Source organism: Stutzerimonas sp. FeSN7, assembly GCF_030263795.1.
Classification (GTDB): domain Bacteria; phylum Pseudomonadota; class Gammaproteobacteria; order Pseudomonadales; family Pseudomonadaceae; genus Stutzerimonas; species Stutzerimonas stutzeri.
This window is the reverse complement of record NZ_JARPMN010000001.1, coordinates 2243654-2262875: the sequence shown is the minus strand read 5'-3', so window position 1 is coordinate 2262875 and position 19222 is coordinate 2243654. Positions and strand designations below refer to the sequence as shown.

Sequence of the window (19222 nt, the reverse complement as noted above, 5' to 3'; positions counted from 1 at the left end):
TTTGACCGTCCATCGGCGTTCAGCATGCAGTTCGTCGGCTGCTGCGGCCGACTACTGATCTCGATCAGTTAGCGGCGTCTTGATCGGTCCGGTCGATGATTTTTTTGGTAGAGTTCGCTCCTGAAAAAGCGAGCAGCCAAGCCAGCTTTCAATACGGTCAATGAGGTGTCTGCTTGATTAGGGTGCTGGTGGTCGATGACCACGATCTGGTTCGTACGGGCATCAGTCGCATGCTGGCGGACATCTCCGGCCTTCAGGTGATAGGTCAGGCGGATTCCGGTGAAGACGCGATCCGCAAGGCTCGGGAACTCAAGCCTGATGTGGTGCTGATGGACGTCAAGATGCCGGGCATCGGTGGCCTGGAGGCGACCCGAAAGCTGCTGCGCAGCTACCCTGACCTCAAGGTCATTGCCGTCACCATCTGCGAAGAAGATCCGTTCCCTACGCGGCTGCTGCAGGCCGGGGCGGCGGGTTATCTGACCAAGGGCGCGGCCCTGGAAGAGATGGTGCAGGCCATTCGCATGGTGTTCGGCGGCCAACGCTACATCAGCCCGCAGATCGCCCAGCAGCTGGCGCTCAAGTCGTTCCAGCCCCAGCTCAGCGAATCGCCGTTCGATCTGCTTTCCGAACGGGAAATCCAGATCGCGCTGATGATCGCCAATTGTCAGAAGGTGCAGAGCATCTCCGACAAGCTCTGCCTGTCGCCGAAAACGGTGAACACCTACCGCTATCGCATCTTCGAAAAGCTATCGATCACCAGTGATGTCGAGCTGGCCCTGCTGGCGGTTCGCCACGGGATGGTCGACACCGTCAACTGATGACAGAAGCCTTCGATTCCTCGGCGTTCCTGGCCGCCTGCAGCGGCCGGCCGGGCGTCTATCGCATGTTCGATGCGCAGGCCAAGCTGCTCTATGTGGGCAAAGCGAAGAACCTGAAGAAGCGCCTGGCCAGCTACTTCCGCAAGACCGGGCAGGCGCCGAAGACCGCAGCGCTGGTGGCCAAGATCGCGCAGGTCGAAACCACCATCACCGCCAACGAAACCGAGGCGCTGCTGCTCGAGCAGACGCTGATCAAGCAGTGGCGGCCGCCGTACAACATCCTGCTACGGGACGATAAGTCCTATCCCTATGTGTTCCTCTCTGCCGGTGAATTTCCAAGACTGAGTATTCATCGTGGCGCCAAGAAGGAGCCCGGACGCTACTTCGGCCCCTATCCGAGCGCCGGCGCGATCCGCGAAAGCCTGAGCCTGCTGCAAAAGGCCTTCTTCGTGCGGCAATGCGAGGACAGCTATTTCCGCAACCGCACCCGACCCTGCCTGCAGTACCAGATCAAGCGCTGCAAGGCGCCATGCGTGAAGCTGGTCGATCCGCAGGAGTACGCCGAAGACGTGCGTCACTCGGTGATGTTCCTCGAGGGCCGCAGCAACGCCCTGGCCGAGGAACTGTCGCGCAACATGGAAAAGGCGGCGATGAACCTGGACTTCGAGCGCGCCGCCGAGATTCGCGACCAGATCGGCATCCTGCGCCGTGTGCAGGATCAGCAGAGCATGGAAGGTGGTTCGGGCAACGTGGATATCGTCGCCGCAGTGGTCAGCCCAGGCGGCGCTTGCGTGCACCTGATCACCGTACGTGGCGGCCGCGTGCTGGGCAGCAAGAACTTCTTTCCGCAGGTGGCCATCGAGGAAAGTGTCAGCGAGGTGCTGCAGGCCTTTCTGGAGCAGTACTACCTGGGTGCTACGGAACGCGACCTGCCGAGCGAGCTGATCGTCAATGCCGTGCACGAGGATTTCGCCACGCTGATCGACGCCATTTCCGAGCTGCGCGGCGTGGAGCTCACCATCACCCATCGCGTACGCGCGACGCGGGCGCGCTGGCAGCAACTGGCGCTGACCAACGCCGAGCAGGCCCTGGGCGCGCGGCTGGCCAATCGTCAGCATCTGTCGGCGCGCTTCGAGGCGCTGGCCGAAGCGCTGGAACTCGATGAGCCGCCGATGCGGCTGGAGTGTTTCGACATCAGTCATTCCAGCGGTGAAGCGACCGTCGCCTCCTGCGTGGTGTTCGGCCCCGAAGGCCCGCTGAAATCCGATTATCGGCGCTACAACATCGAGGGCGTGACCGCTGGCGACGACTATGCAGCGATGCATCAGGCGCTTTCCCGGCGTTTTCGCAAGGCGGCAGAGGGCGAGGGCAAGCTACCGGACATCCTGCTGGTCGACGGTGGCAAGGGTCAGCTCAATATGGCCCGCGAGGTGCTGGAGGAACTGGCCGTGCCGGAACTCATCCTGCTTGGCGTGGCCAAGGGGGTCACCCGCAAGCCGGGCCTGGAGACTCTCTATCTGAACGACGCCGCGCATGAGTTCACGCTGCCGGCCGACTCGCCTGCGCTGCACCTCATCCAGCAGGTGCGCGACGAAGCGCATCGTTTCGCCATCACCGGCCATCGCGCTCGCCGCGGAAAAGCCCGGCGCACTTCGACGCTGGAGGACGTTCCGGGCATCGGACCCAAACGCCGCCGCGAACTGCTCACGCATTTCGGCGGTCTTCAGGAACTGTGCAGGGCCAGCCTCGACGAGATCGCCAAGGCGCCCGGCATCAGTAAAAAGCTGGCCGAGTCGATTTATGCGGCTCTGCACAGTGAGTAAACTGTCCCCCGAATTCCGCCGATCAGTGGTACCGATGAATATCCCGAACCTGCTCACCGTTCTGCGCGTGCTGCTGATACCCATCTTCATCCTGCTTTTCTATCTCCCGTTCTACTGGAGCTACCTGGCCGCCAGTGCCGTGTTCACCATCGCGGCGCTTACCGATTGGCTCGATGGCTATCTGGCGCGCCGGCTGGAGCAGAGCACGCCGTTCGGCGCCTTTCTCGACCCTGTCGCCGACAAGCTGATGGTGGCGGTCGCCCTGGTGCTGTTGGTGGAAGAGCATTCCAACCTCTGGCTCACACTGCCAGCCGCCATCATCATCGGCCGCGAGATCGTCGTCTCGGCACTGCGCGAGTGGATGGCCGAGCTCGGTGCCCGCGCACAGGTCGCGGTGTCGAATCTCGGCAAATGGAAGACCGCGGCGCAGATGGTGGCGCTGGTGATCCTGCTGGCCAATCCGCCGCAGCCGACAATATGGGTCGGCATGGGGTACGCATTGCTCATCGTCGCGGCAGGGTTGACGCTGTGGTCGATGATCAATTACCTGATGGCTGCCTGGCCGCACCTGAGCACTACGGAAAAGAAATAAAAACTTTTTTAATCAAAGGGTTGACGGCAGCTTTCGATCGTATAGAATGGCGCCCGTCACCAAGACAACGCGGGAATAGCTCAGTTGGTAGAGCACGACCTTGCCAAGGTCGGGGTCGCGAGTTCGAGTCTCGTTTCCCGCTCCAGATAGTGATCTACAGACTTCTACTGACGTCTGTAAGTCGTTGAAAAGAGGGGCTTTGGCCCCTTTTTTCATTCCAGCGAGCGCCACGGAAATCCACCCACAGCTACCGTTTTTGAGTGACCAATTGAGGCACAAGAATACGGTTGGGACGGCTACCGGATAGTTGCTGGGGCTGAGCGGGAACCATGACGAGCATTAGGCCTAAGTCATAACTTAGGAGCCTCGAAATGGCACTCTCTGATCTGACAGTCCGGCAGGCAAGAACCACCGGCAAGCGCTACACCCTCTCCGATAACGACTGCCTGGGCCTGATGGTCTCTGCCGCAGGCGGCAAGTCGTGGATCTTCCGATACTACTGGCTGGGCAAGCAAAAGCGCATGTCCCTGGGTGGCTATCCCGCCCTCAGTCTGCGCGAGGCCCGCGCCGAGCGGGACAAGGCTCAGGTTCTGCTCGCCAAGGGCATTGATCCCCAAATCGAACGCGACCAGCGCCGGCACGCGGCCAAGCTGGCGGGCGAATACACCTTCAAGAACGTCTTCGATGCTTGGGTCGAGCATCGCCGCAAGGAACTCAAGGAAGGCCGTCAGAGCACGCTTTCGCAGATCCTGCGCATCTTCAACAAGGACGTGCTGCCTACCCTGGGGAAGATGTCGATCTACGACATTCGACGGCCCCAGCTCGTGGGCGTCGTGGCGGCGATCGAGAAACGCAAGGCGTTCACCACCGCCGAGAAGGTCCGCACCTGGTTCAACCAGATGTTCCGCTATGCCCTGGTCATCGCCGAAGGGCTGGAAGTCAATCCGGCCGCGGACCTGGACGTGGTGGCCGAGCCCAAGCCCCCGGTGGCCCACAACCCCTATCTGCACCTGCCCGAGCTGCCCGAGTTCCTTCAGAAGCTCCGGCGCTACAACCCCCGGGGCTGGCAGACCCAGCTTGGCGTCCGGCTGCTGTTCCTGACGGGGGTGCGCACGGGCGAGTTGCGCCTGGCCGAGCCTGAGCAATTCGACCTCGACCGCGGCTTGTGGATCATCCCGCCGCAGGTCGTCAAGCAACTCCAGGACGAAATGCGCAAGGCCGGCAAGCGGCCGCAGGACGTGCCGCCCTACATCGTGCCCCTGTCCCTGCAGGCCATCGAGATCGTGCGCTATCTCCTGGGCGTGATGCGTCCAGCGCAGAAGTACCTGCTGTCGCATCGCAGCGAACTCAAGAAGCGCATCAGCGAGAACACCCTCAACAAGGCCGTGCAGCTCATGGGCTACGAGGGGCGCCTGACCGGCCACGGCATCCGCGGCACCATCTCGACCGCGCTCAACGAGATCGGATACCCGAAGATTTGGGTGGACGCTCAGCTTTCGCACTCCGACCCCAACAAGGTGAGTTCGGCCTACAACCACGCCAAGTACGTGGAGCCTCGGCGTCGCATGATGCAGGACTGGGCAGACCGTCTTGACCTGCTCGAACAGGGTGAAGTCGAAGCCGCGAGCGCGCATCTGACCATCCGTATCGACGGGGTGCCGGCAATGGCGGAAGTGGAGGAAGTGGTGGGCGCGGTCTCCACGACTGCTGAGCCTGTTGTCCCCGGCGTGCCGCCCGTGGTGGCCACGCCTATCGTCGTGACCCCCAACAGCGGCGGAATCATGTTCCAGCGGCTGTCGCAGGTGCCGCCGCCTCCGGTGCATGCCCCGGAGCCGGAAGTCTCCGCGATCCAGCGCGAGCGCGAGGAAATGCTGGCCATCTACGAGTCGCCGAACAATCTGCCGGTCCCGCTGTTCGGCAAGCTGGCCGGGAAGTCCAAGGACCAGATCAACCGCGAGCTGAAGGCGGGCAAGCTGCTGTCGATCAGCCTGGGCAACCGGGGGCAGCGGGTTCCCGACTGGCAACTGGTGCCGCTCAAGCACAAGCTGGCCCAAGTGCTCATGAACCAATGCCCGCACGCCGATTCGTGGGACCTGTACCGCATGCTGACCCAGCCTCACCCCGACCTGGGTGATCGTGCGGCCATTGATGCGGTCACGCCAACGAACGTGCCCGCAATCATCCGGGTTCTCATGGGCGACTACCAGCACCATGCGGATGTGCCCGAGGCCGTTGCCCCGCGGCCCATCCCCGAGGACGTGCGGCAGAGCGTCCGCCGACTGGTGGACAGCGCAGCGGTGCTTGAAGGGGTCTAGTCCGGTCTAGTCCCATGCTGCAACCTATGGCCGGGATGAGACGGCTCCGGCCTATAGGAGTGCCTGCTACAGGGCGCCTGCCTCGGCGATCTGCAGCGCCCTGCGCTCGAAACGCTTGGCAGCAGAATCTGCTTGCGCGTGGGGCCGTTGGAGGTACGTCACGATCTCATAGGGGCCATCGGCGAGCGGTCGCATGCTTACCCCCCATTGATGGGCACGCTCGATGCGCGATTGCGCGCATACGCCGATGCCGTAGCCGGCTGAAACCCACAGCGCCATCATCTCGAATGAAGTTGCAGGCAGGATGTTCTCTTGGTCCACTGGCATCAGGGAGGCCAACCTCTCGTCCAGCAAGGGACAAGCCTCCGCCTGCCAGCGATAGATTGGATAGTCCTGAAGATCGGAGATGGTGAGCTTCGCCTGATCAACCAAACGGAACCGCGGTGGTATCGCGACGGCCATGCTTTCGCACCACAGCCTCCGGCTACTCGTCAGGTGATCCCCCGCACTGCTAAGAGATAGCCCCGCGTCGTAGCGGCCCTCATGCAGGCCCGTTACCAGCTCTTGATCCGAAACTTCACGCACGGCGATCGCGACACCCGGCTCGTGCGCTCGCTGCAGTGCAAGCAGCGCCGACAGCCGTGAAGACGGCACACCTGGCGCTATGGCGAGTGTGAAATTCGGGGACGGTCTGATGGCGTTGTGCATGGATGCCCCCAAGAGGCAACGGGATCGAAAAGAGCAGCCGACATCATACTCAAGAGATATCTTTAACGTGGTTAAAGATCAGTGATTCCATGACGCTTCTGCGAATGCAGAAGCGCACTATTCGGCCTGGACGGCCCGCCGGAGTAACCACCTATGAGTCCGCACCGGCGTTGGCGTTCGGGCAAGCGGTGCGAGCCGCTCGCCTGGCTCAGGGGATTGCTCAGGATGAGTTCGCGGGCTTGGCGGGGATCGCGCGCTCGCACATGGGCAAGATTGAGCGCGGCGAGCACATGCCGACACTCGCTCTCATTCTAAAAATTTCCCTGGCTCTCAAGATCAGCTCGGCCGAACTGATGACGGCCACGGAGCGCAACCTCTACCTTCAGGGCGATGCGTGACGCCGGATGTGGCGCAGGCGTCGTAGCTAATCGCTCTTTGGCGAACGCAAACGCTCGATGAAGCGCTCTACGGGTGCGGATAGTCCGCTACCGCCTTCGGGCCGAAGCAGGTAGGTGATGATGACGGCCGAATCGAGCGCCAACGGCCGGATCACCACGTCGGGACGTTGACACGCCGCGATTCGGGTCGCCGTTGCGAAGCCGATGCCGTAACCAGCTCCGACCAATGTGAGCATCATGTCCAGCGACGAGACATGCTCAACGATGGTGGACTCGCGCTCCAGGGGATGTAGCAGCCGGGTCAATTCGCGGCAGTAGCCCTCGCAAAGCTGCGGATCGCACATCACCAGCGGGTAACTCACGAGTTCACGTAGCGACACTTCCTTGTGGGCCAGCAACGGGTGCCGGATCGGCACGGTCACCACCAGCGGGTCCTGCCAGATGGGCTCCGTCACCAGTCCGTCGCCGACGTCCGCGGTGTGTGCGAAACCGATCGCGAAGTCGCCGGATCGCAGTCCCCGCAACTGTTCCGCCAGGGTGACCTCGGAGAGCCGTATTTCGATCTCCGGCTCCTCCTGGCGGCACAGGGCAAGAAGTGCAGACAGCCGCGGGTCGATGGCGCCATCGGAGATGGCGATGCGCACGCTGCCTCTTAGGCCTGCGGCGATCGCCCTGACGTTTTCTCGTGCCTGCTCCAGGTTGGTGAACAGCCTGCGAATGTCCTGAAGGAAGGTGGTGCCCGCTGGCGTCAACCGCGTTCCCCGCCGATCGCGGTCAAAGAGCAGCACCCCCAGTTCGTCTTCCAATTCCTTGATCGTGCGGGACAGCGGCGGCTGCTCGATGTGCAAGCGCTCCGCAGCACGGGTGAAATGCAGCTCTTCGGCGAGAGCCACGAAGCAGCGCAAATGACGAAGTTCCATGGGCACGTCCTTCAGCAATCCTGGTCATTGGGTTGGCCACGGCGCATTGCTGCCGAAGTGCGCTTAGAGGGGGCGACGTAGTGCTGGGTCCCTCTTCAGGGCGAGGAAAAAGGCCATCGGTGTATCTGAATAAGAATACATATGTTCATGTATTAACTCAAGTCAAGGGCGGTAGCAACTGTTTCGGAACGTGACGCCGAAGCCAACCCGCTCAATGCTTGAGCGGCTAAGGCAGTACTGACGCCAAAGTAGCGCGAGCCCACAGAGGGGCTCGCGAGATGTAGGACTGAAGGCGCTCTGCCTTCATGGAAAGGCCCAAATCAGGCCGGGTTGATTTCCAACGAGCCACGGTTGATCTGGTCGCGTTCCATCGACTCGAACAAGGCACCGAAGTTTCCTTCGCCGAAGCCCTCGCGGTAGTTGCCCTTGCGCTCGATGAACTCGAAGAACACCGGGCCAAGCAGCGGCTCGGAGAATATCTGCAGCAGCAGGCGGGGCTGGCCGCCTTCGGTCGTGCCGTCGAGCAGAATGCCGCGCGCCTGCAACTCGGGTACGGGCTGGCCATGGCCGGGCAGGCGCTTTTCCAAGTTTGCGTAATAGATGTCGTTGGGGGCGGTCAGCAGCGGGATACCGGCCATCTGCACGCGGTCGAGCGCATCGAGTAGGTTGTCGCACAGCAGGGCGATGTGCTGGATGCCCTCGCCGCTGAACTGCATCAAGAATTCCTCAATCTGGCCGCCGCCCTGGCGTGCTTCCTCGTTCAGCGGGATGCGGATCAGGCCGTCCGGCGCGCTCATCGCCTTGGAGGCTAGGCCGGTGTACTCGCCGTTGATGTCGAAGTAGCGGATCTCTTGGAAGTTGAAGAACTTCGTGTAGAAGTCGGCCCAGTACTCCGACTCGCACAAGCGCAATCCCATGGACGTGTTCCGCGCGTCTGTCCAGAACTGGCCAGAGGTTGTGGAGTGCCATGCGCTGACCGGCGACATGGACTATCTGCTGCGGGTGGTCGTCATGGACATGGCTCACTACTCCCGCTTCGTGCTCGACACGCTGCTCAAGCACCCCAGCGTGCAGGACTGCAAGACCAGCTTCGTGCTGGATCGCGTAAAGAGCACCACGGCCTTGCCCCTATGAGCATTCGGCCGGTTGGTGTGGCGGGGATGCAAATAGCGATTGACCTTCCAACGGTGGCAAGGAGCACACTTCAAACACCCCAACCCGAAAGGAGTTTTCCATGCAATTCCATCTCGAAGACATGACCTGCGGCGGCTGCGCCCGCACTGTGACGAAAACGATCCAAATGATCGACCCCAACGCCAAGATCGTCACGGACCCGCCGACCCGCCGTGTCGAGGTCCAGACCTCGGCCTCGCAAGAGCAGATCGCCGCGGCCCTGAGCGAAGCTGGCTTCCCGCCGCGCGCGCAGTAACACCGCATCGTGGCCGGCATGCACACAGGACGGCCGATGCGAGCACGTGCGCTGCGCCGTACCTGGCGCGGCGCTCAGTGCATCCCAAGGTAGGCCGACCTTGGCCACAGGGCCATCGCCACCATCATCAGGTTCTCGGTCAGGGACACGAAGCCCAGCGGCACGTTGCTGTCCCCGCCCACGCAGGCGCACTTGAGTTCCCGGCGATCGACATAGACCGCCTTGAAAACCGACACGGCCCCGACGGTCCCGATGAACAGCGCCAACGGAATCGACACCCACATCCCCACGCCCGCGACCATCTGGACGCCTGCGATGGCCTCCGCGAACGGGTAGAAATAGGCATACCGAACCCAGCGCTTGGCCAGCAGGTCGTCGCGAAGCCGTCCACGTCCTTGAGCTTCTGCAGCGCCAGGAGGCACATGGCAAAGGCCACGAACCACTCTGCCGCCTGAATGCTCTAGACTTGGCCGAAGGCCGCCCAGCTCGCCGCCAGCGCCATTGCGGCCGCCGTGGCGAACAGCGCGATCACAGGGGTCTAGGTCACGGCGTTCTTGTCCTTCACGGACATGCCGAAGAATTTGCGTAGGTCGTCGTAGCCGCCCACGCGCCGCCCGTTTATGAAGACCTGGGGCGTGGTCTCGATGCCATGCTCCTTCTTGAACGCATCCGTCTGCTCGCGGCTTGCCAAGTGTTTGTCCTCGACCTCGTAGCCCTTGCGGTTGAGCAGATCGAGCGACTTCAGCCCGTAGGGGCAGGTATGGCCGGGCATGACCATTCGGTAGAGCGTGGCTAGCTTGGGCGCAGACATGCAGGACTTCTCCTGTGGGACTTTCCATGGGCCGGCCGTCACGGATTTAAGGACGTTGATGACCTTTCCAGCCTAACCGACGACCGTGCAAAGGGAGTGTAGACACCTGGCTCGCGGGTTGGTCTGGCCCACGGGTTGGTTATCTGGCGGCAATGCCGTCAGTCCTCCATCTGCCAGAGCAACCCTGCCGCAGGCCGGTGCGCCTGAGGCAGCACGCAGGCTCCTAGTGGTTCTCCTTGGCATGGTTGATCGTGTACTTGGGGATCTCGACGGTCAGGTCTTCGGTCGCAACGATGGCCTGGCAGCTCAGCCGCGACTGCGCCTCCAGTCCCCAGGCCCGGTCGAGCAGATCGTCCTCGCATTCCTCGACTTCGTTTAGAGAATCGAACCCCTTGCGCACGATGCAGTGACAGGTCGTGCAGGCACAGCTCATGTCGCAGGCATGCTCGATCTCGATGCCGTTGTCCAGCAGGGCCTCGCAGATCGAAGTGCCTGCTGGCACGTTCAGTTCGGCTCCCTCAGGCGCCAGTTCAGGATGGGGCAAGACGGTGATTTTGGGCATATCTCTCCTGGCTGCTCAGTGCGCACACGGCTTTTTTCCTGCTGCGTTGGCTCGCGCGCGGCGCGGCACTGCGCCAGTGCGCGCTTCGGGCTTGTTGTCACTGATATCGGGCTGCTCCAGCGTGTGCAGGATCGGGCAGTCGGGCCGTTCGTCGCCGGCGCAACACCGGATCAGCGCCTTGAGCGTCGCGGCCATCTCCAGCATGCTCTCGATGCGCCGGTCCAACTCGTCGATGTGTTGCTGGGCCAGACGCTTTACATCAGCACTCTGGCGCGACTTGTCATTCCACAGTCCCAGCAAGTCCGTGATCTCGGCCACCGAGAAGCCGAGGTCGCGCGAACGCCGGATGAAATGCAACCGGTGAACGTCGTCCTGGGTATAGGCGCGGTAGCCCGAATCGGTGCGGTCAGCCGGAGGGATCAGACCGATTTGCTCGTAGTAGCGGATCATTTTGGCCGAGACCTTCGAGGCCTTGGATGCTTCACCGATGTTCATGGTGTTCCTCCTTTCTCAATGAGCGGTATCCGCCGCCAGCGGCGGCTGGAAGCGGCGCAGGCGCAGCGCGTTGCCGAGCACGAACACGCTGGACAGCGCCATCGCGCCAGCCGCGAAGATCGGCGACAACAGCACACCGTATGCGGGGTACAGGACGCCAGCGGCCACCGGGATCAGGGCCGTGTTGTAGCCAAACGCCCAGAACAGGTTCTGGCGGATGTTGCCGATGGTCGCCTTGGACAGCGCGATGGCGTTGGGCACGCCCTGCAGGTTGCCCGACATCAGCACTACGTCGGCCGACTCCACCGCCACGTCGGTGCCGGTGCCGATGGCCAGGCCCACGTCGGCCTCGGCCAGCGCCGGGGCGTCGTTGATGCCGTCGCCCACGTAGGCGATCTGGCCGTGGCTGGCTTTCAGCCGGCGCACGGCTTCGACCTTGCCCTCGGGCAGCACTTCGGCCACCACCTCGTCGATGCCCAGTTGCTTGGCGATGGCCTGCGCGGTACGCGCGTTGTCGCCGGTGATCATCGCCACCTTCAGGCCGAGCTGGTGCAACGCGGCAATGGCCGCGGGCGTGCTGGACTTGATCGGATCGGCCACCGCGATGATGGCGGCCAGCCGGCCGTCGATCGCGGCGTACAGCGGTGACTTGCCCTCGTTGCCCAGGCGCTCGGCCGTGCGAGCGAAGCTGCCCACGTCCAACCCCAGCTCACGCATGAAGCGATCGGCACCGACCTCGACACGCGCGCCGTCCACGGTGGCGCGCACGCCCATGCCCGTGACCGAATCGAAGTCTGTCATCGTCGGCAGCGCGATGCCACCTTCCACGGCCGACTCGACGATGGCGCGTGCGATCGGATGCTCCGAGCGCGATTCGACAGCGGCGACCTTCGCCAGCACCTGGTTGCGGTCAAAGCCGTCGGCAATCTCCAGGTCGGTCAGGACCGGGCGGCCCTCGGTCAGCGTGCCGGTCTTGTCCACGGCCACCACCTTGGCGTCCTTGAGCAGTTGCAGGGCTTCACCCTTGCGGAACAGCACGCCCATCTCGGCGCCCCGGCCCGTGCCGACCATGATGGAGGTCGGCGTCGCCAAACCCATGGCGCAAGGGCAGGCAATGATCAGCACCGCCACGGCATTGACCAGCGCGAAGGACAGCGCGGGCGACGGGCCGAACACCAGCCAGACCAGGAAGGTCAGCACCGCGGCCAGCATGACGGCGGGCACGAACCACAGCGTCACCTTGTCCACCACGGCCTGGATCGGCAGCTTGGAACCTTGCGCCTGCTCGACCATGCGGATGATCTGCGCCAGCATGGTCTGACCGCCCACGGCGGTGGCACGCAGCGTCAGCGCACCCTTCTGGTTGACGGTGCCGCCGACCACGGTGCTGCCTTCCGCCTTTTCGACGGGAATCGGCTCGCCGGTGATCATCGACTCGTCCACGAAGCTGCGGCCCTCGGTCACTTCACCATCGACCGGCACGCGCTCGCCGGGGCGCACTTCCACGATGTCGCCCTGCGCCACGTCGTTGATCGGGATGTCCACGATGCGGCCGTCGCGCAGCACGTGCGCCTCCTTGGCCTGCAGGCCGATCAGGCGCTTGATGGCCTCGGAGGTGCGGCCCTTGGCCCGTGCCTCAAGAAAGCGGCCCAGCAGGATCAGCGCCACGATGACGGCTGCCGCCTCGTAGTACACGTTCACCGTGCCGGCCGGCAGCAGACTGGGCGCGAACGTGGCGACCATCGAATAACCGAAGGCCGCGGCCGTGCCGACCGCGACCAGCGAGTTCATGTCGGGACCCAGGCGGAACAGCGCCGGGAAGCCCTTCTCATAGAAGCGCCAGCCCGGAATGGCGAGCACCAGCAGGGTCAGCACGAACTGCAGATACCAGCTCTGCTGGATGCCAATGGTGGAAGCCACCCACTCGTGCATGCCGGGAATCATGTGCGAGCCCATTTCGAGCACGAACACAGGCAGCGCCAGCACGGCGGCCAGGGTCAGGTCGCGCTTGAGTTCGGCGCGCTCGGCGTCCTTTTTCTCGGCAGCTTCCTCGTCGGCCTGCATGCCTGTATCGACCGGGCTGGCCTCGTAGCCGACCTTATCGACAGCAGCAATCAGATCCTGCACGGATGCTACGCCACGCACGGTAGCGCGCTCGGTCGCCAGATTGACCACAGCCTCAGTGACGCCCGGCACCGCCTTGAGCGCCTTCTCGACGCGGCCCACGCACGAAGCGCAGGTCATGCCTCCGATCGCCAGCTCGATGGTGCCCTGAGGCACGTCGTACCCTACCTTCTCGATCGCCTGGATCAGCGCCATGCGATCGACAGGACGGTTCAGGCGAATGTCCGCTCGCTCGGTGGCGAGATTGACAGACACGCTTGCCACGCCCTCGACCTTGGCAAGGGCGGCCTCGACTCGGCCGACACAGCTTGCGCAGGTCATGCCCTCGATGGGCAGGCTGATTGCCGCTGCTTGGGCGCCAGCACTACTCGTTGTTGCCATGCTCATGGTGTGCTTCCCATAGTTGAAATTCGACATGGAGGGAGCTTAGGGTTTACCATCGTGGGAAGGTCAAGCGCTTTTTCGGATGCTGTCAGGTTTCAGAAATGACCCGGTGCACGGGGAACGGAGGCCTTGCCTGCCAGGCTCGCACTGGTTCTTTGCTGCGCGCGCCTAAGCGGCCGCTGCCTTGTTAATTCTGAAGGGCGAAAACAGCCATTCGAGGTTAGGAAATATTTTAAAAATGAATACAAGTAAGCCATTCAGTACCCCACCGAAGGGTCCCAGCGCCGATTTGGAATCGCTGTCACAGAATGACGTGACCATCTTGGCTGAGACATTCCGCCTCCTGGGTGACCCGTCCCGGCTGAGAATCATGCTGTGCTGCATGAAAGGCTCTTCCTCGGTCGGGGACATCGCTGAAACCCTCGAACTCTCGCAGTCGCTGGTGAGCCACCACCTGCGGCTGCTGCGCGGTGCTCGCCTGGTCAAGGGCGTGCGCCAAGCCAAACAGATCTTCTATGAGGTGGCGGACAAGCACGTGAACCAGGTGCTGCTGGATATGGCCACCCACATCGCGGAAGACCACAACGACGAGTAACTGTTGGGCATAGCATGCCGTTGCGGCGTGGCCTACGTTCCATGGCGATATGCGCCCCACCGCCCGCAGCTGCGTTCGGTGAGGTGGTTTGGATGCCGCTTCCGATCAATCAGAAGTTGAGCGCGCGCTTGTCCACGGCCAGCGAGGCCTCTTTGAACGTCTCGGAGAGGGTCGGATGGGCAAAGCAGATGCGGGCGATGTCTTCGCTGCTGGCCTTGAACGCCATGGCGATCACGGCCTCGGCCACCAGTTCACTGGCCTGCGGGCCGACCACATGCACGCCGAGTATCTCATCAGTGGCAGGATCGGCGATCACCTTGACGAGGCCCGGCGTGTCGCCCAGCGCACGCGCGCGGCCATTGGCCATGAACGGGAAGGAACCGATTCGATAGGCGGTGCCCTGCTCTTTGAGCTGCTGCTCGGTGCGGCCTACCCAGGCAATCTCTGGGCTGGTGTAGATGACGTTGGGGATCGTATTGAAATCGACGTGACCGTGCTGGCCGGCAATGCGCTCGGCCACTGCGACACCTTCCTCTTCCGCCTTGTGCGCCAACATCGGGCCACGCACCACGTCACCGATGGCCCAGATGCCGGGCACACTGGTGCGGCATTCATCGTCCACCAGCACGGCGCCGCGCTCATCCAGTTGGAGTCCCACGGCGGCCGGATTCAGGCCTTCGGTGTTGGGCACACGGCCGATAGCCACGATCACTTTGTCTGCCTGCAAGGACTGCGTCTGGCCCTGGCTGTCGGTGTAGTGAATAGTCACGCCAGCCTCGGTTGCATTGACTTCGCGAACCTTCGCACCTAGTTCGATCTTCAGGCCTTGCTTGTCGAACGCCTTCTTCGCCTCCTTGGCGATGGCTTGGTCGACGATTGGCAGGAAGCTGGGCAAGCCTTCGAGGATCGTGACATCCGCCCCCAGGCGGCGCCAAACGGAGCCCAGCTCCAGGCCGATCACGCCGGCACCGATGACGGCCAACCGATCGGGCACGGCCGCGATGTCCAGCGCGCCGTCGTTGGAGAGCACGACCCGCTCATCGAACGGTAGGTTGGGGAGTGGCCGCACGTTGGAGCCTGTGGCAACGATGATCTGCTTGCCCACCAAGGTAACAGCCTCATCGGCGGCGACGCTCACCTCGAAGCCACCATCGACAGTCCTGGTGAAAGACGCCAGGCCGTTGAAAAACTGGACCTTGTTTTTGCGGAACAGATAAAGGATGCCTTCGTTGCTGGACTTCACGACCTGATTCTTACGTTCCAACATCGTGGTCACATCCATGCGCAGATCACCCGTGGAGATGCCGTGCGTGCCAAAGTGGTGCTTGGCTTGTTCAAAGTTCTCTGACGACTGCAGTAGCGCTTTCGAAGGGATACAACCGATGTTGTTGCAGGTGCCGCCAGGTGCTGGCTTTCCGTCCTTGTTCTTCCAGGCATCTACACAAGCGACCTTCATGCCTAATTGGGCAGCGCGAATGGCCGCGATGTATCCGCCTGGGCCGGCACCGATAACAATGACGTCGAAATGCATTTCCATGATTTACATCTCCAAAGTTTTTGAGGAAATAGTGAGCGCCTATGTCGCGCCTTTTGTCAGGTGGTCGCCAGATTACAGCTCGTTCCCTGACGATCACGTTGAACACTACGGCAGAACGAACCGGGCGCTCGCGGTATTGCCCCCACGTTCGACTTGGACGACGGCCTTCGTGCCCTTGGCTGCGGCGAAGGTCCCGCTGCCTTCGAGGCGGCTTCCGTCCGCGGCAGGCGTGAGTTGCACCTCCTGCTTTTGTGAGCCGGTCAACAGTGTGAGCTTGGCTTTGGTGTTGCTTACATTGACCTGCTTGCCGTGGTCGCGCAGGTAGAGTTGCGCTGCTGCGGGCTGAACGACCAACTCGTAGTCCACGTCCCGGACTTCGGTCACGACGCCACCATGCAGCGGCTTGTGGTCATGCGCGTGGTCATGGTCGCCTGCGGCGAAGGCGGTGACGGATGCCAGGGCGAGGGCGGTGCCGGCCGTGAGGGAACGAAATCGAACAGACATGAAAGCTCCTATAGGGTTACGGTGGTTGAAATCGGGTGACAGAAGGCGTTGCATCAGAATGCCTCCGCGTCGCGGTCGTCCAGCAGGCGTTCGGCAGGCTTGCGGCCGAACAGCCAGAACATGGCGGGTGTAAGGAAGGTGTCTAGCAGCGTGGAGCTGACCAGCCCCGAGAAGATCACCACCGCGACGGGGTGCAGGATCTCAGTACCGGGTCGGGACGCCTCGAACAGCAGCGGGGCCAGCGCGAAGGCCGTGACCAGCGCGGTCATCAGAACCGGGGAAAGCCGTTCGAGCGAGCCACGCACGATCATCTTCTGGTCGAAGTCCTCGCCCTCCATGCGCATGAGGTTGAGGTAGTGGCTCACCTTCAGGATGCCGTTGCGCACAGAAATACCCGCGAGCGTGATGAAGCCGACCAGGGCGGCCACGGACAACGGCTGGCCAGACAGCCACAGCCCCAACACGGCGCCGACCAGGGCCAATGGAATGTTCACCATGATGAGCGCTGATAGGACGACCGACTTGTAGCGCGTGTACAACACCACGAACATGAGCGTCAGGGAGACGATGGACAGCAGGCCCACCAGTCGCGAGGCTTCCTCTTGTGCCTGGAACTGGCCGCCCAGCGTGATGAAGTAGCCTTCGGGCAAGCGCACTTCTTGGACGACGCTGCGTATGTCGGCCACTACTTCGGACAGCGGCCGTCCCTGAGCGTTGGCCGACAAAACTATGCGTCGACGGCCATCGTCGCGGCTGACCTGGTTGGGGCCGTCGCTGTCTTCGATGGTGGCAAGGCGCGACAACGGGACCCGACCCATGGGCGTGTCGATGAGGATGCGGCTCAAGCCCTCAATCGACCGCGCCTGCTCGGGCAGGCGAACCACCAGCGCGAAGCGGCGGTTGCCCTCGATGACCTCGGTGATCTTTTCGCCTTCGACCAGGCTTTGCAGCGTGGACAGAATTTGCGGTGCGGCCACGCCGTAGCGTCCCGCCGCCGCATAATCCACGCGGATTTTGATCTGCGGCGCTAGGACCTGCTTTTCGATCTCCAGGTCAGCAAGCCCCGGAATTCCGGCCAGCTTGGCGCGCAGCAGATCCGCCTGCCCGCGCAGGACGTCCAGGTCCTCGCCGAACACCTTGATGGCGATCTGCGAGCGCACCCCCGACAACATGTGGTCGATGCGGTGCGAGATCGGCTGGCCAATGCCGATGGAGCCGGGCAAGTGAGCCAGACGCGAACGGATGTCGGCGGTGATCTCCTCCATGGAGCGCTTTAGCTCCGAGGCGGGCAGCAGGCCCACGTCCAGCTCGCTGACATGCACGCCTTCGGCATGCTCGTCCAGCTCGGCCCGTCCGCTGCGCCGGCCCACGTGCTGCACCTCTGGCACCTGCGCGACCAGCAGCTCGGCTTGCTGGGCAAGCGCCGAAGATTCGGCCAGCGTCACACCGGGATTCAGGCGCAGGCCCACCAGCAACGTTCCTTCATTGAACGGGGGCAGGAACGTGGTCGGGAAGAATGGCACCGCGGCGACAGCCAGTGTGACAGCCACAGCGGCCATGCCAAGGGCGGCACGCGGCCGCTGCAAGACCCGCTGCAGGCCGCCCTGATAGCGCGTCTTCAACCAGGCTAGAAGCCGAGTGTCGCCATGGTCCAGCGTCCTCATCTTGGGCAGCAGGTAGTACGAAAGCACCGGAGTGACCGTCACAGAGACCAGCAGCGAGGCCAGCGTGGAGACGATGAAGGCGATGCCCAGCGGCACGAACAAGCGCCCCTCCATCCCCGGCAGCGCGAACAGGGGCAGGAACACCAGCACAATGATCATCGTGGCGTAGAGAATCGCCGAGCGAACCTCCATCGAGGCCCTGGCAACGATGACCAGGGGCGTCAGCCGGTTCTCAGGGTGGCGGGTGCGGTCCTCCTTGAGCCGCCGCATGATGTTCTCCACATCGACCACAGCATCGTCCACGAGACCGCCGATGGCGATCGCCAGCCCACCGAGCGTCATGGTGTTGATTGATAGGCCGAAATAGTGGAACACCAGCCCGGTCACGAAGATCGAGGCAGGAATCGCGGTCAACGCGATCACCAGGGGGCGCAAAGTGCCCAGGAAGAAGAACAGGATCACCGCCACGAAGACCGATGCGCCGATGAGCTTGCCTTGCAGCGTGCTGATGGACGCCTCGATGAAGTTGGCTTGTCGGAAGGTCACCTGTGGCTCGGCCATGCCAGCCGGCAGTGAGCCCTTCATGTCCGCCAACGCTGACTCGATCGAGCGGGTCAGTGCAATCGTATCGGCCGTGGGCTGCTTTTGGATGCCCAGGATCACGGCTGGCAGGCCCTCGAAGCCCGCATCGCCGCGCTTGATGGCTGGCGCAAACTGAACATCGGCGACCTGGTGGAGCAGGATGGGTTGGCCCGCACGCACCGCGAGAGGCAGGTTACGCAGGTCGTCGAGTCGGGACGTGCGGCCCAGGTTGCGGATCAGGTACTCGCGGCCATTGATCTCCAGGAAGCCGCCGGAAGTGTTCGCGGAGAAGCCCTTGAGAGCCGCATCCAGATCGGACGCAGTCACGCCCAGCTCTGACATTCGCGTGGTGTTGGGCTGGACCTGGAACTGACGGACCTCGCCTCCGATCGGGATGACTTGGGCAACACCAGGTATGGCCATCAGCCGGGGGCGTAGCACCCAGTCCGCGTACTCGCGAGTGTCCATGGCCGACAGCGGCGGGGCTGCGTTCTTCTGCCCTGAGGGCTTGGCACCGATGGGGATTGCAATCTGCATGATCTCGCCCATCACTGAGCTGATTGGCCCCATAGTGGGCGTCACGCCCGGGGCTAGCCCTTCCTCCATGGACGTCAGGCGTTCGGAGACCATCTGGCGCGCCCGGAAGATGTCGGTCTTCCAGTCAAATGTCACGTAGATGAAGGAAAGCCCGGCGCTGGAGACCGAGCGCACGCTTTCGACGCTGGGCAGGCCGTTCATGGCCGTTTCGAGCGGGAACGTGATGAGTTGCTCGACTTCTTCGGCAGCCATGCCGCCAGCCTCCGTCATGAGAGTGACGGTCGGCTTGTTGAGATCGGGAAAGACATCTACCGGCGTGCGCGTCAGGGTGAACGCGCCATACGCCATCAGCACCAGCGCCCCGATGATGACCAGGAGCCGGTTTCGTAAGCTATTTTCGAGAAGCCACTTGAACATGGAATGG

The 19222-nt window shown here is 62.9% G+C and carries 18 protein-coding genes, 1 tRNA gene and 1 pseudogene; 9 read left to right on the top strand and 11 right to left on the bottom strand.

The features are described 5' to 3' along the window. Window positions 1-173: 173 nt before the first annotated feature. From gacA to P5703_RS10565, 5 genes are all read left to right on the top strand, one after another. Entirely contained in the window at window positions 174-818 is a 645-nt protein-coding gene (gacA, locus tag P5703_RS10585; protein ID WP_003284948.1) for a response regulator transcription factor GacA, read from the top strand. Next, window positions 818-2641 carry an excinuclease ABC subunit UvrC gene (gene uvrC / locus P5703_RS10580; protein ID WP_013982771.1) on the top strand — a complete coding sequence of 608 codons (1824 nt, stop codon included), beginning with the start codon at window positions 818-820 and terminating at the stop codon, window positions 2639-2641. Before gacA ends, uvrC begins: the two co-directional genes overlap by 1 nt. 34 nt (window positions 2642-2675) lie before the next feature. Continuing rightward, window positions 2676-3233 carry a CDP-diacylglycerol--glycerol-3-phosphate 3-phosphatidyltransferase gene (gene pgsA / locus P5703_RS10575; RefSeq protein ID WP_013982772.1) on the top strand — a complete coding sequence of 186 codons (558 nt, stop codon included), beginning with the start codon at window positions 2676-2678 and terminating at the stop codon, window positions 3231-3233. Window positions 3234-3302: 69 nt separating this feature from the next. Continuing rightward, window positions 3303-3378 (top strand) — tRNA-Gly (locus P5703_RS10570). A 226-nt stretch (window positions 3379-3604) separates the two neighbouring features. Continuing rightward, window positions 3605-5548, top strand: coding sequence for a tyrosine-type recombinase/integrase (locus P5703_RS10565; protein ID WP_012614046.1), 1944 nt, complete (start codon window positions 3605-3607; stop codon window positions 5546-5548). 66 nt (window positions 5549-5614) lie between these two features. Here P5703_RS10565 and P5703_RS10560 read toward each other — a convergent pair whose 3' ends face one another. Then, window positions 5615-6256: a substrate-binding domain-containing protein gene (locus tag P5703_RS10560; RefSeq protein WP_012614047.1), complete on the bottom strand. Its 642-nt coding sequence runs from the start codon at window positions 6254-6256 to the stop codon at window positions 5615-5617. Window positions 6257-6345: 89 nt separating this feature from the next. Here P5703_RS10560 and P5703_RS10555 point away from each other — a divergent pair, with 89 nt between their 5' ends. Beyond that, window positions 6346-6654 carry a helix-turn-helix domain-containing protein gene (locus P5703_RS10555; protein ID WP_021205759.1) on the top strand — a complete coding sequence of 103 codons (309 nt, stop codon included), beginning with the start codon at window positions 6346-6348 and terminating at the stop codon, window positions 6652-6654. 26 nt (window positions 6655-6680) lie between these two features. Here the strand turns inward: P5703_RS10555 and P5703_RS10550 are convergent, their stop codons facing one another. Both P5703_RS10550 and P5703_RS10545 read right to left on the bottom strand, forming a co-directional pair. Then, entirely contained in the window at window positions 6681-7574 is an 894-nt protein-coding gene (locus tag P5703_RS10550; RefSeq protein WP_012614048.1) for a LysR family transcriptional regulator, read from the bottom strand. Window positions 7575-7894: 320 nt separating this feature from the next. Beyond that, a pseudogene (locus P5703_RS10545) lies at window positions 7895-8464 on the bottom strand (4-hydroxyphenylpyruvate dioxygenase family protein); the annotation flags it as partial. Window positions 8465-8489: 25 nt separating this feature from the next. On the opposite strand from P5703_RS10545, the gene P5703_RS10540 reads away from it, so the two are divergent. Next, window positions 8490-8708 (top strand): Lrp/AsnC ligand binding domain-containing protein, encoded by a 219-nt coding sequence (locus P5703_RS10540; protein WP_017511446.1) that lies wholly within the window; start codon window positions 8490-8492, stop codon window positions 8706-8708. Between the two features lie 100 nt (window positions 8709-8808). Next, window positions 8809-9003 carry a heavy-metal-associated domain-containing protein gene (locus P5703_RS10535; RefSeq protein WP_012614049.1) on the top strand — a complete coding sequence of 65 codons (195 nt, stop codon included), beginning with the start codon at window positions 8809-8811 and terminating at the stop codon, window positions 9001-9003. A gap of 74 nt (window positions 9004-9077) precedes the next feature. On the opposite strand, the gene P5703_RS24035 is transcribed toward P5703_RS10535, so the two are convergent. The 5 genes from P5703_RS24035 to P5703_RS10510 all read right to left on the bottom strand — a co-directional run bounded on the left by P5703_RS24035 (window position 9078) and on the right by P5703_RS10510 (window position 13382). Continuing rightward, window positions 9078-9446, bottom strand: coding sequence for a MauE/DoxX family redox-associated membrane protein (locus tag P5703_RS24035; RefSeq protein ID WP_223656233.1), 369 nt, complete (start codon window positions 9444-9446; stop codon window positions 9078-9080). A 95-nt stretch (window positions 9447-9541) separates the two neighbouring features. Beyond that, window positions 9542-9814, bottom strand: a complete 273-nt coding sequence (locus P5703_RS24030) for a glutaredoxin domain-containing protein (RefSeq protein WP_012614050.1) — start codon at window positions 9812-9814, stop codon at window positions 9542-9544. Window positions 9815-10037: 223 nt separating this feature from the next. Next, the gene (gene fdx, locus P5703_RS10520; RefSeq protein WP_012614051.1) at window positions 10038-10376 is read right to left on the bottom strand and encodes an ISC system 2Fe-2S type ferredoxin; all 339 of its coding nucleotides are present in this window, start codon (window positions 10374-10376) and stop codon (window positions 10038-10040) included. A gap of 15 nt (window positions 10377-10391) precedes the next feature. After that, window positions 10392-10871, bottom strand: a complete 480-nt coding sequence (gene cueR, locus P5703_RS10515) for a Cu(I)-responsive transcriptional regulator (protein ID WP_012614052.1) — start codon at window positions 10869-10871, stop codon at window positions 10392-10394. A gap of 15 nt (window positions 10872-10886) precedes the next feature. Further along, window positions 10887-13382, bottom strand: coding sequence for a heavy metal translocating P-type ATPase (locus P5703_RS10510; RefSeq protein ID WP_017511447.1), 2496 nt, complete (start codon window positions 13380-13382; stop codon window positions 10887-10889). A 235-nt stretch (window positions 13383-13617) separates the two neighbouring features. On the opposite strand from P5703_RS10510, the gene P5703_RS10505 reads away from it, so the two are divergent. Then, window positions 13618-13974: an ArsR/SmtB family transcription factor gene (locus tag P5703_RS10505; protein WP_015912826.1), complete on the top strand. Its 357-nt coding sequence runs from the start codon at window positions 13618-13620 to the stop codon at window positions 13972-13974. 109 nt (window positions 13975-14083) lie between these two features. On the opposite strand, the gene lpdA is transcribed toward P5703_RS10505, so the two are convergent. The 3 genes from lpdA to P5703_RS10490 all read right to left on the bottom strand — a co-directional run bounded on the left by lpdA (window position 14084) and on the right by P5703_RS10490 (window position 19215). Then, complete coding sequence (gene lpdA / locus P5703_RS10500) at window positions 14084-15511, bottom strand: dihydrolipoyl dehydrogenase (protein WP_015912827.1); 1428 nt, start codon at window positions 15509-15511, stop codon at window positions 14084-14086. A gap of 105 nt (window positions 15512-15616) precedes the next feature. Continuing rightward, window positions 15617-16015, bottom strand: coding sequence for a hypothetical protein (locus P5703_RS10495; RefSeq protein WP_015912828.1), 399 nt, complete (start codon window positions 16013-16015; stop codon window positions 15617-15619). 53 nt (window positions 16016-16068) lie between these two features. Continuing rightward, window positions 16069-19215, bottom strand: coding sequence for an efflux RND transporter permease subunit (locus tag P5703_RS10490; RefSeq protein ID WP_012614056.1), 3147 nt, complete (start codon window positions 19213-19215; stop codon window positions 16069-16071). Between the last annotated feature and the right edge of the window lie 7 nt (window positions 19216-19222).

Bases quoted from the DNA above. Each gene is read 5' to 3' on its own strand.
- uvrC (WP_013982771.1), top strand. From the start codon at position 818: ATGACAGAAGCCTTCGATTCCTCGGCGTTCCTGGCCGCCTGCAGCGGC.
- pgsA (WP_013982772.1), top strand. From the start codon at position 2,676: ATGAATATCCCGAACCTGCTCACCGTTCTGCGCGTGCTGCTGATACCC.
- P5703_RS10565 (WP_012614046.1), top strand. From the start codon at position 3,605: ATGGCACTCTCTGATCTGACAGTCCGGCAGGCAAGAACCACCGGCAAG.
- P5703_RS10560 (WP_012614047.1), bottom strand. From the start codon at position 6,256: ATGCACAACGCCATCAGACCGTCCCCGAATTTCACACTCGCCATAGCG.
- P5703_RS10555 (WP_021205759.1), top strand. From the start codon at position 6,346: ATGACGCTTCTGCGAATGCAGAAGCGCACTATTCGGCCTGGACGGCCC.
- P5703_RS10550 (WP_012614048.1), bottom strand. From the start codon at position 7,574: ATGGAACTTCGTCATTTGCGCTGCTTCGTGGCTCTCGCCGAAGAGCTG.
- P5703_RS10540 (WP_017511446.1), top strand. From the start codon at position 8,490: ATGGACGTGTTCCGCGCGTCTGTCCAGAACTGGCCAGAGGTTGTGGAG.
- P5703_RS10535 (WP_012614049.1), top strand. From the start codon at position 8,809: ATGCAATTCCATCTCGAAGACATGACCTGCGGCGGCTGCGCCCGCACT.
- P5703_RS24030 (WP_012614050.1), bottom strand. From the start codon at position 9,814: ATGTCTGCGCCCAAGCTAGCCACGCTCTACCGAATGGTCATGCCCGGC.
- fdx (WP_012614051.1), bottom strand. From the start codon at position 10,376: ATGCCCAAAATCACCGTCTTGCCCCATCCTGAACTGGCGCCTGAGGGA.
- cueR (WP_012614052.1), bottom strand. From the start codon at position 10,871: ATGAACATCGGTGAAGCATCCAAGGCCTCGAAGGTCTCGGCCAAAATG.
- P5703_RS10510 (WP_017511447.1), bottom strand. From the start codon at position 13,382: ATGAGCATGGCAACAACGAGTAGTGCTGGCGCCCAAGCAGCGGCAATC.
- P5703_RS10505 (WP_015912826.1), top strand. From the start codon at position 13,618: ATGAATACAAGTAAGCCATTCAGTACCCCACCGAAGGGTCCCAGCGCC.
- lpdA (WP_015912827.1), bottom strand. From the start codon at position 15,511: ATGGAAATGCATTTCGACGTCATTGTTATCGGTGCCGGCCCAGGCGGA.
- P5703_RS10495 (WP_015912828.1), bottom strand. From the start codon at position 16,015: ATGTCTGTTCGATTTCGTTCCCTCACGGCCGGCACCGCCCTCGCCCTG.
- P5703_RS10490 (WP_012614056.1), bottom strand. From the start codon at position 19,215: ATGTTCAAGTGGCTTCTCGAAAATAGCTTACGAAACCGGCTCCTGGTC.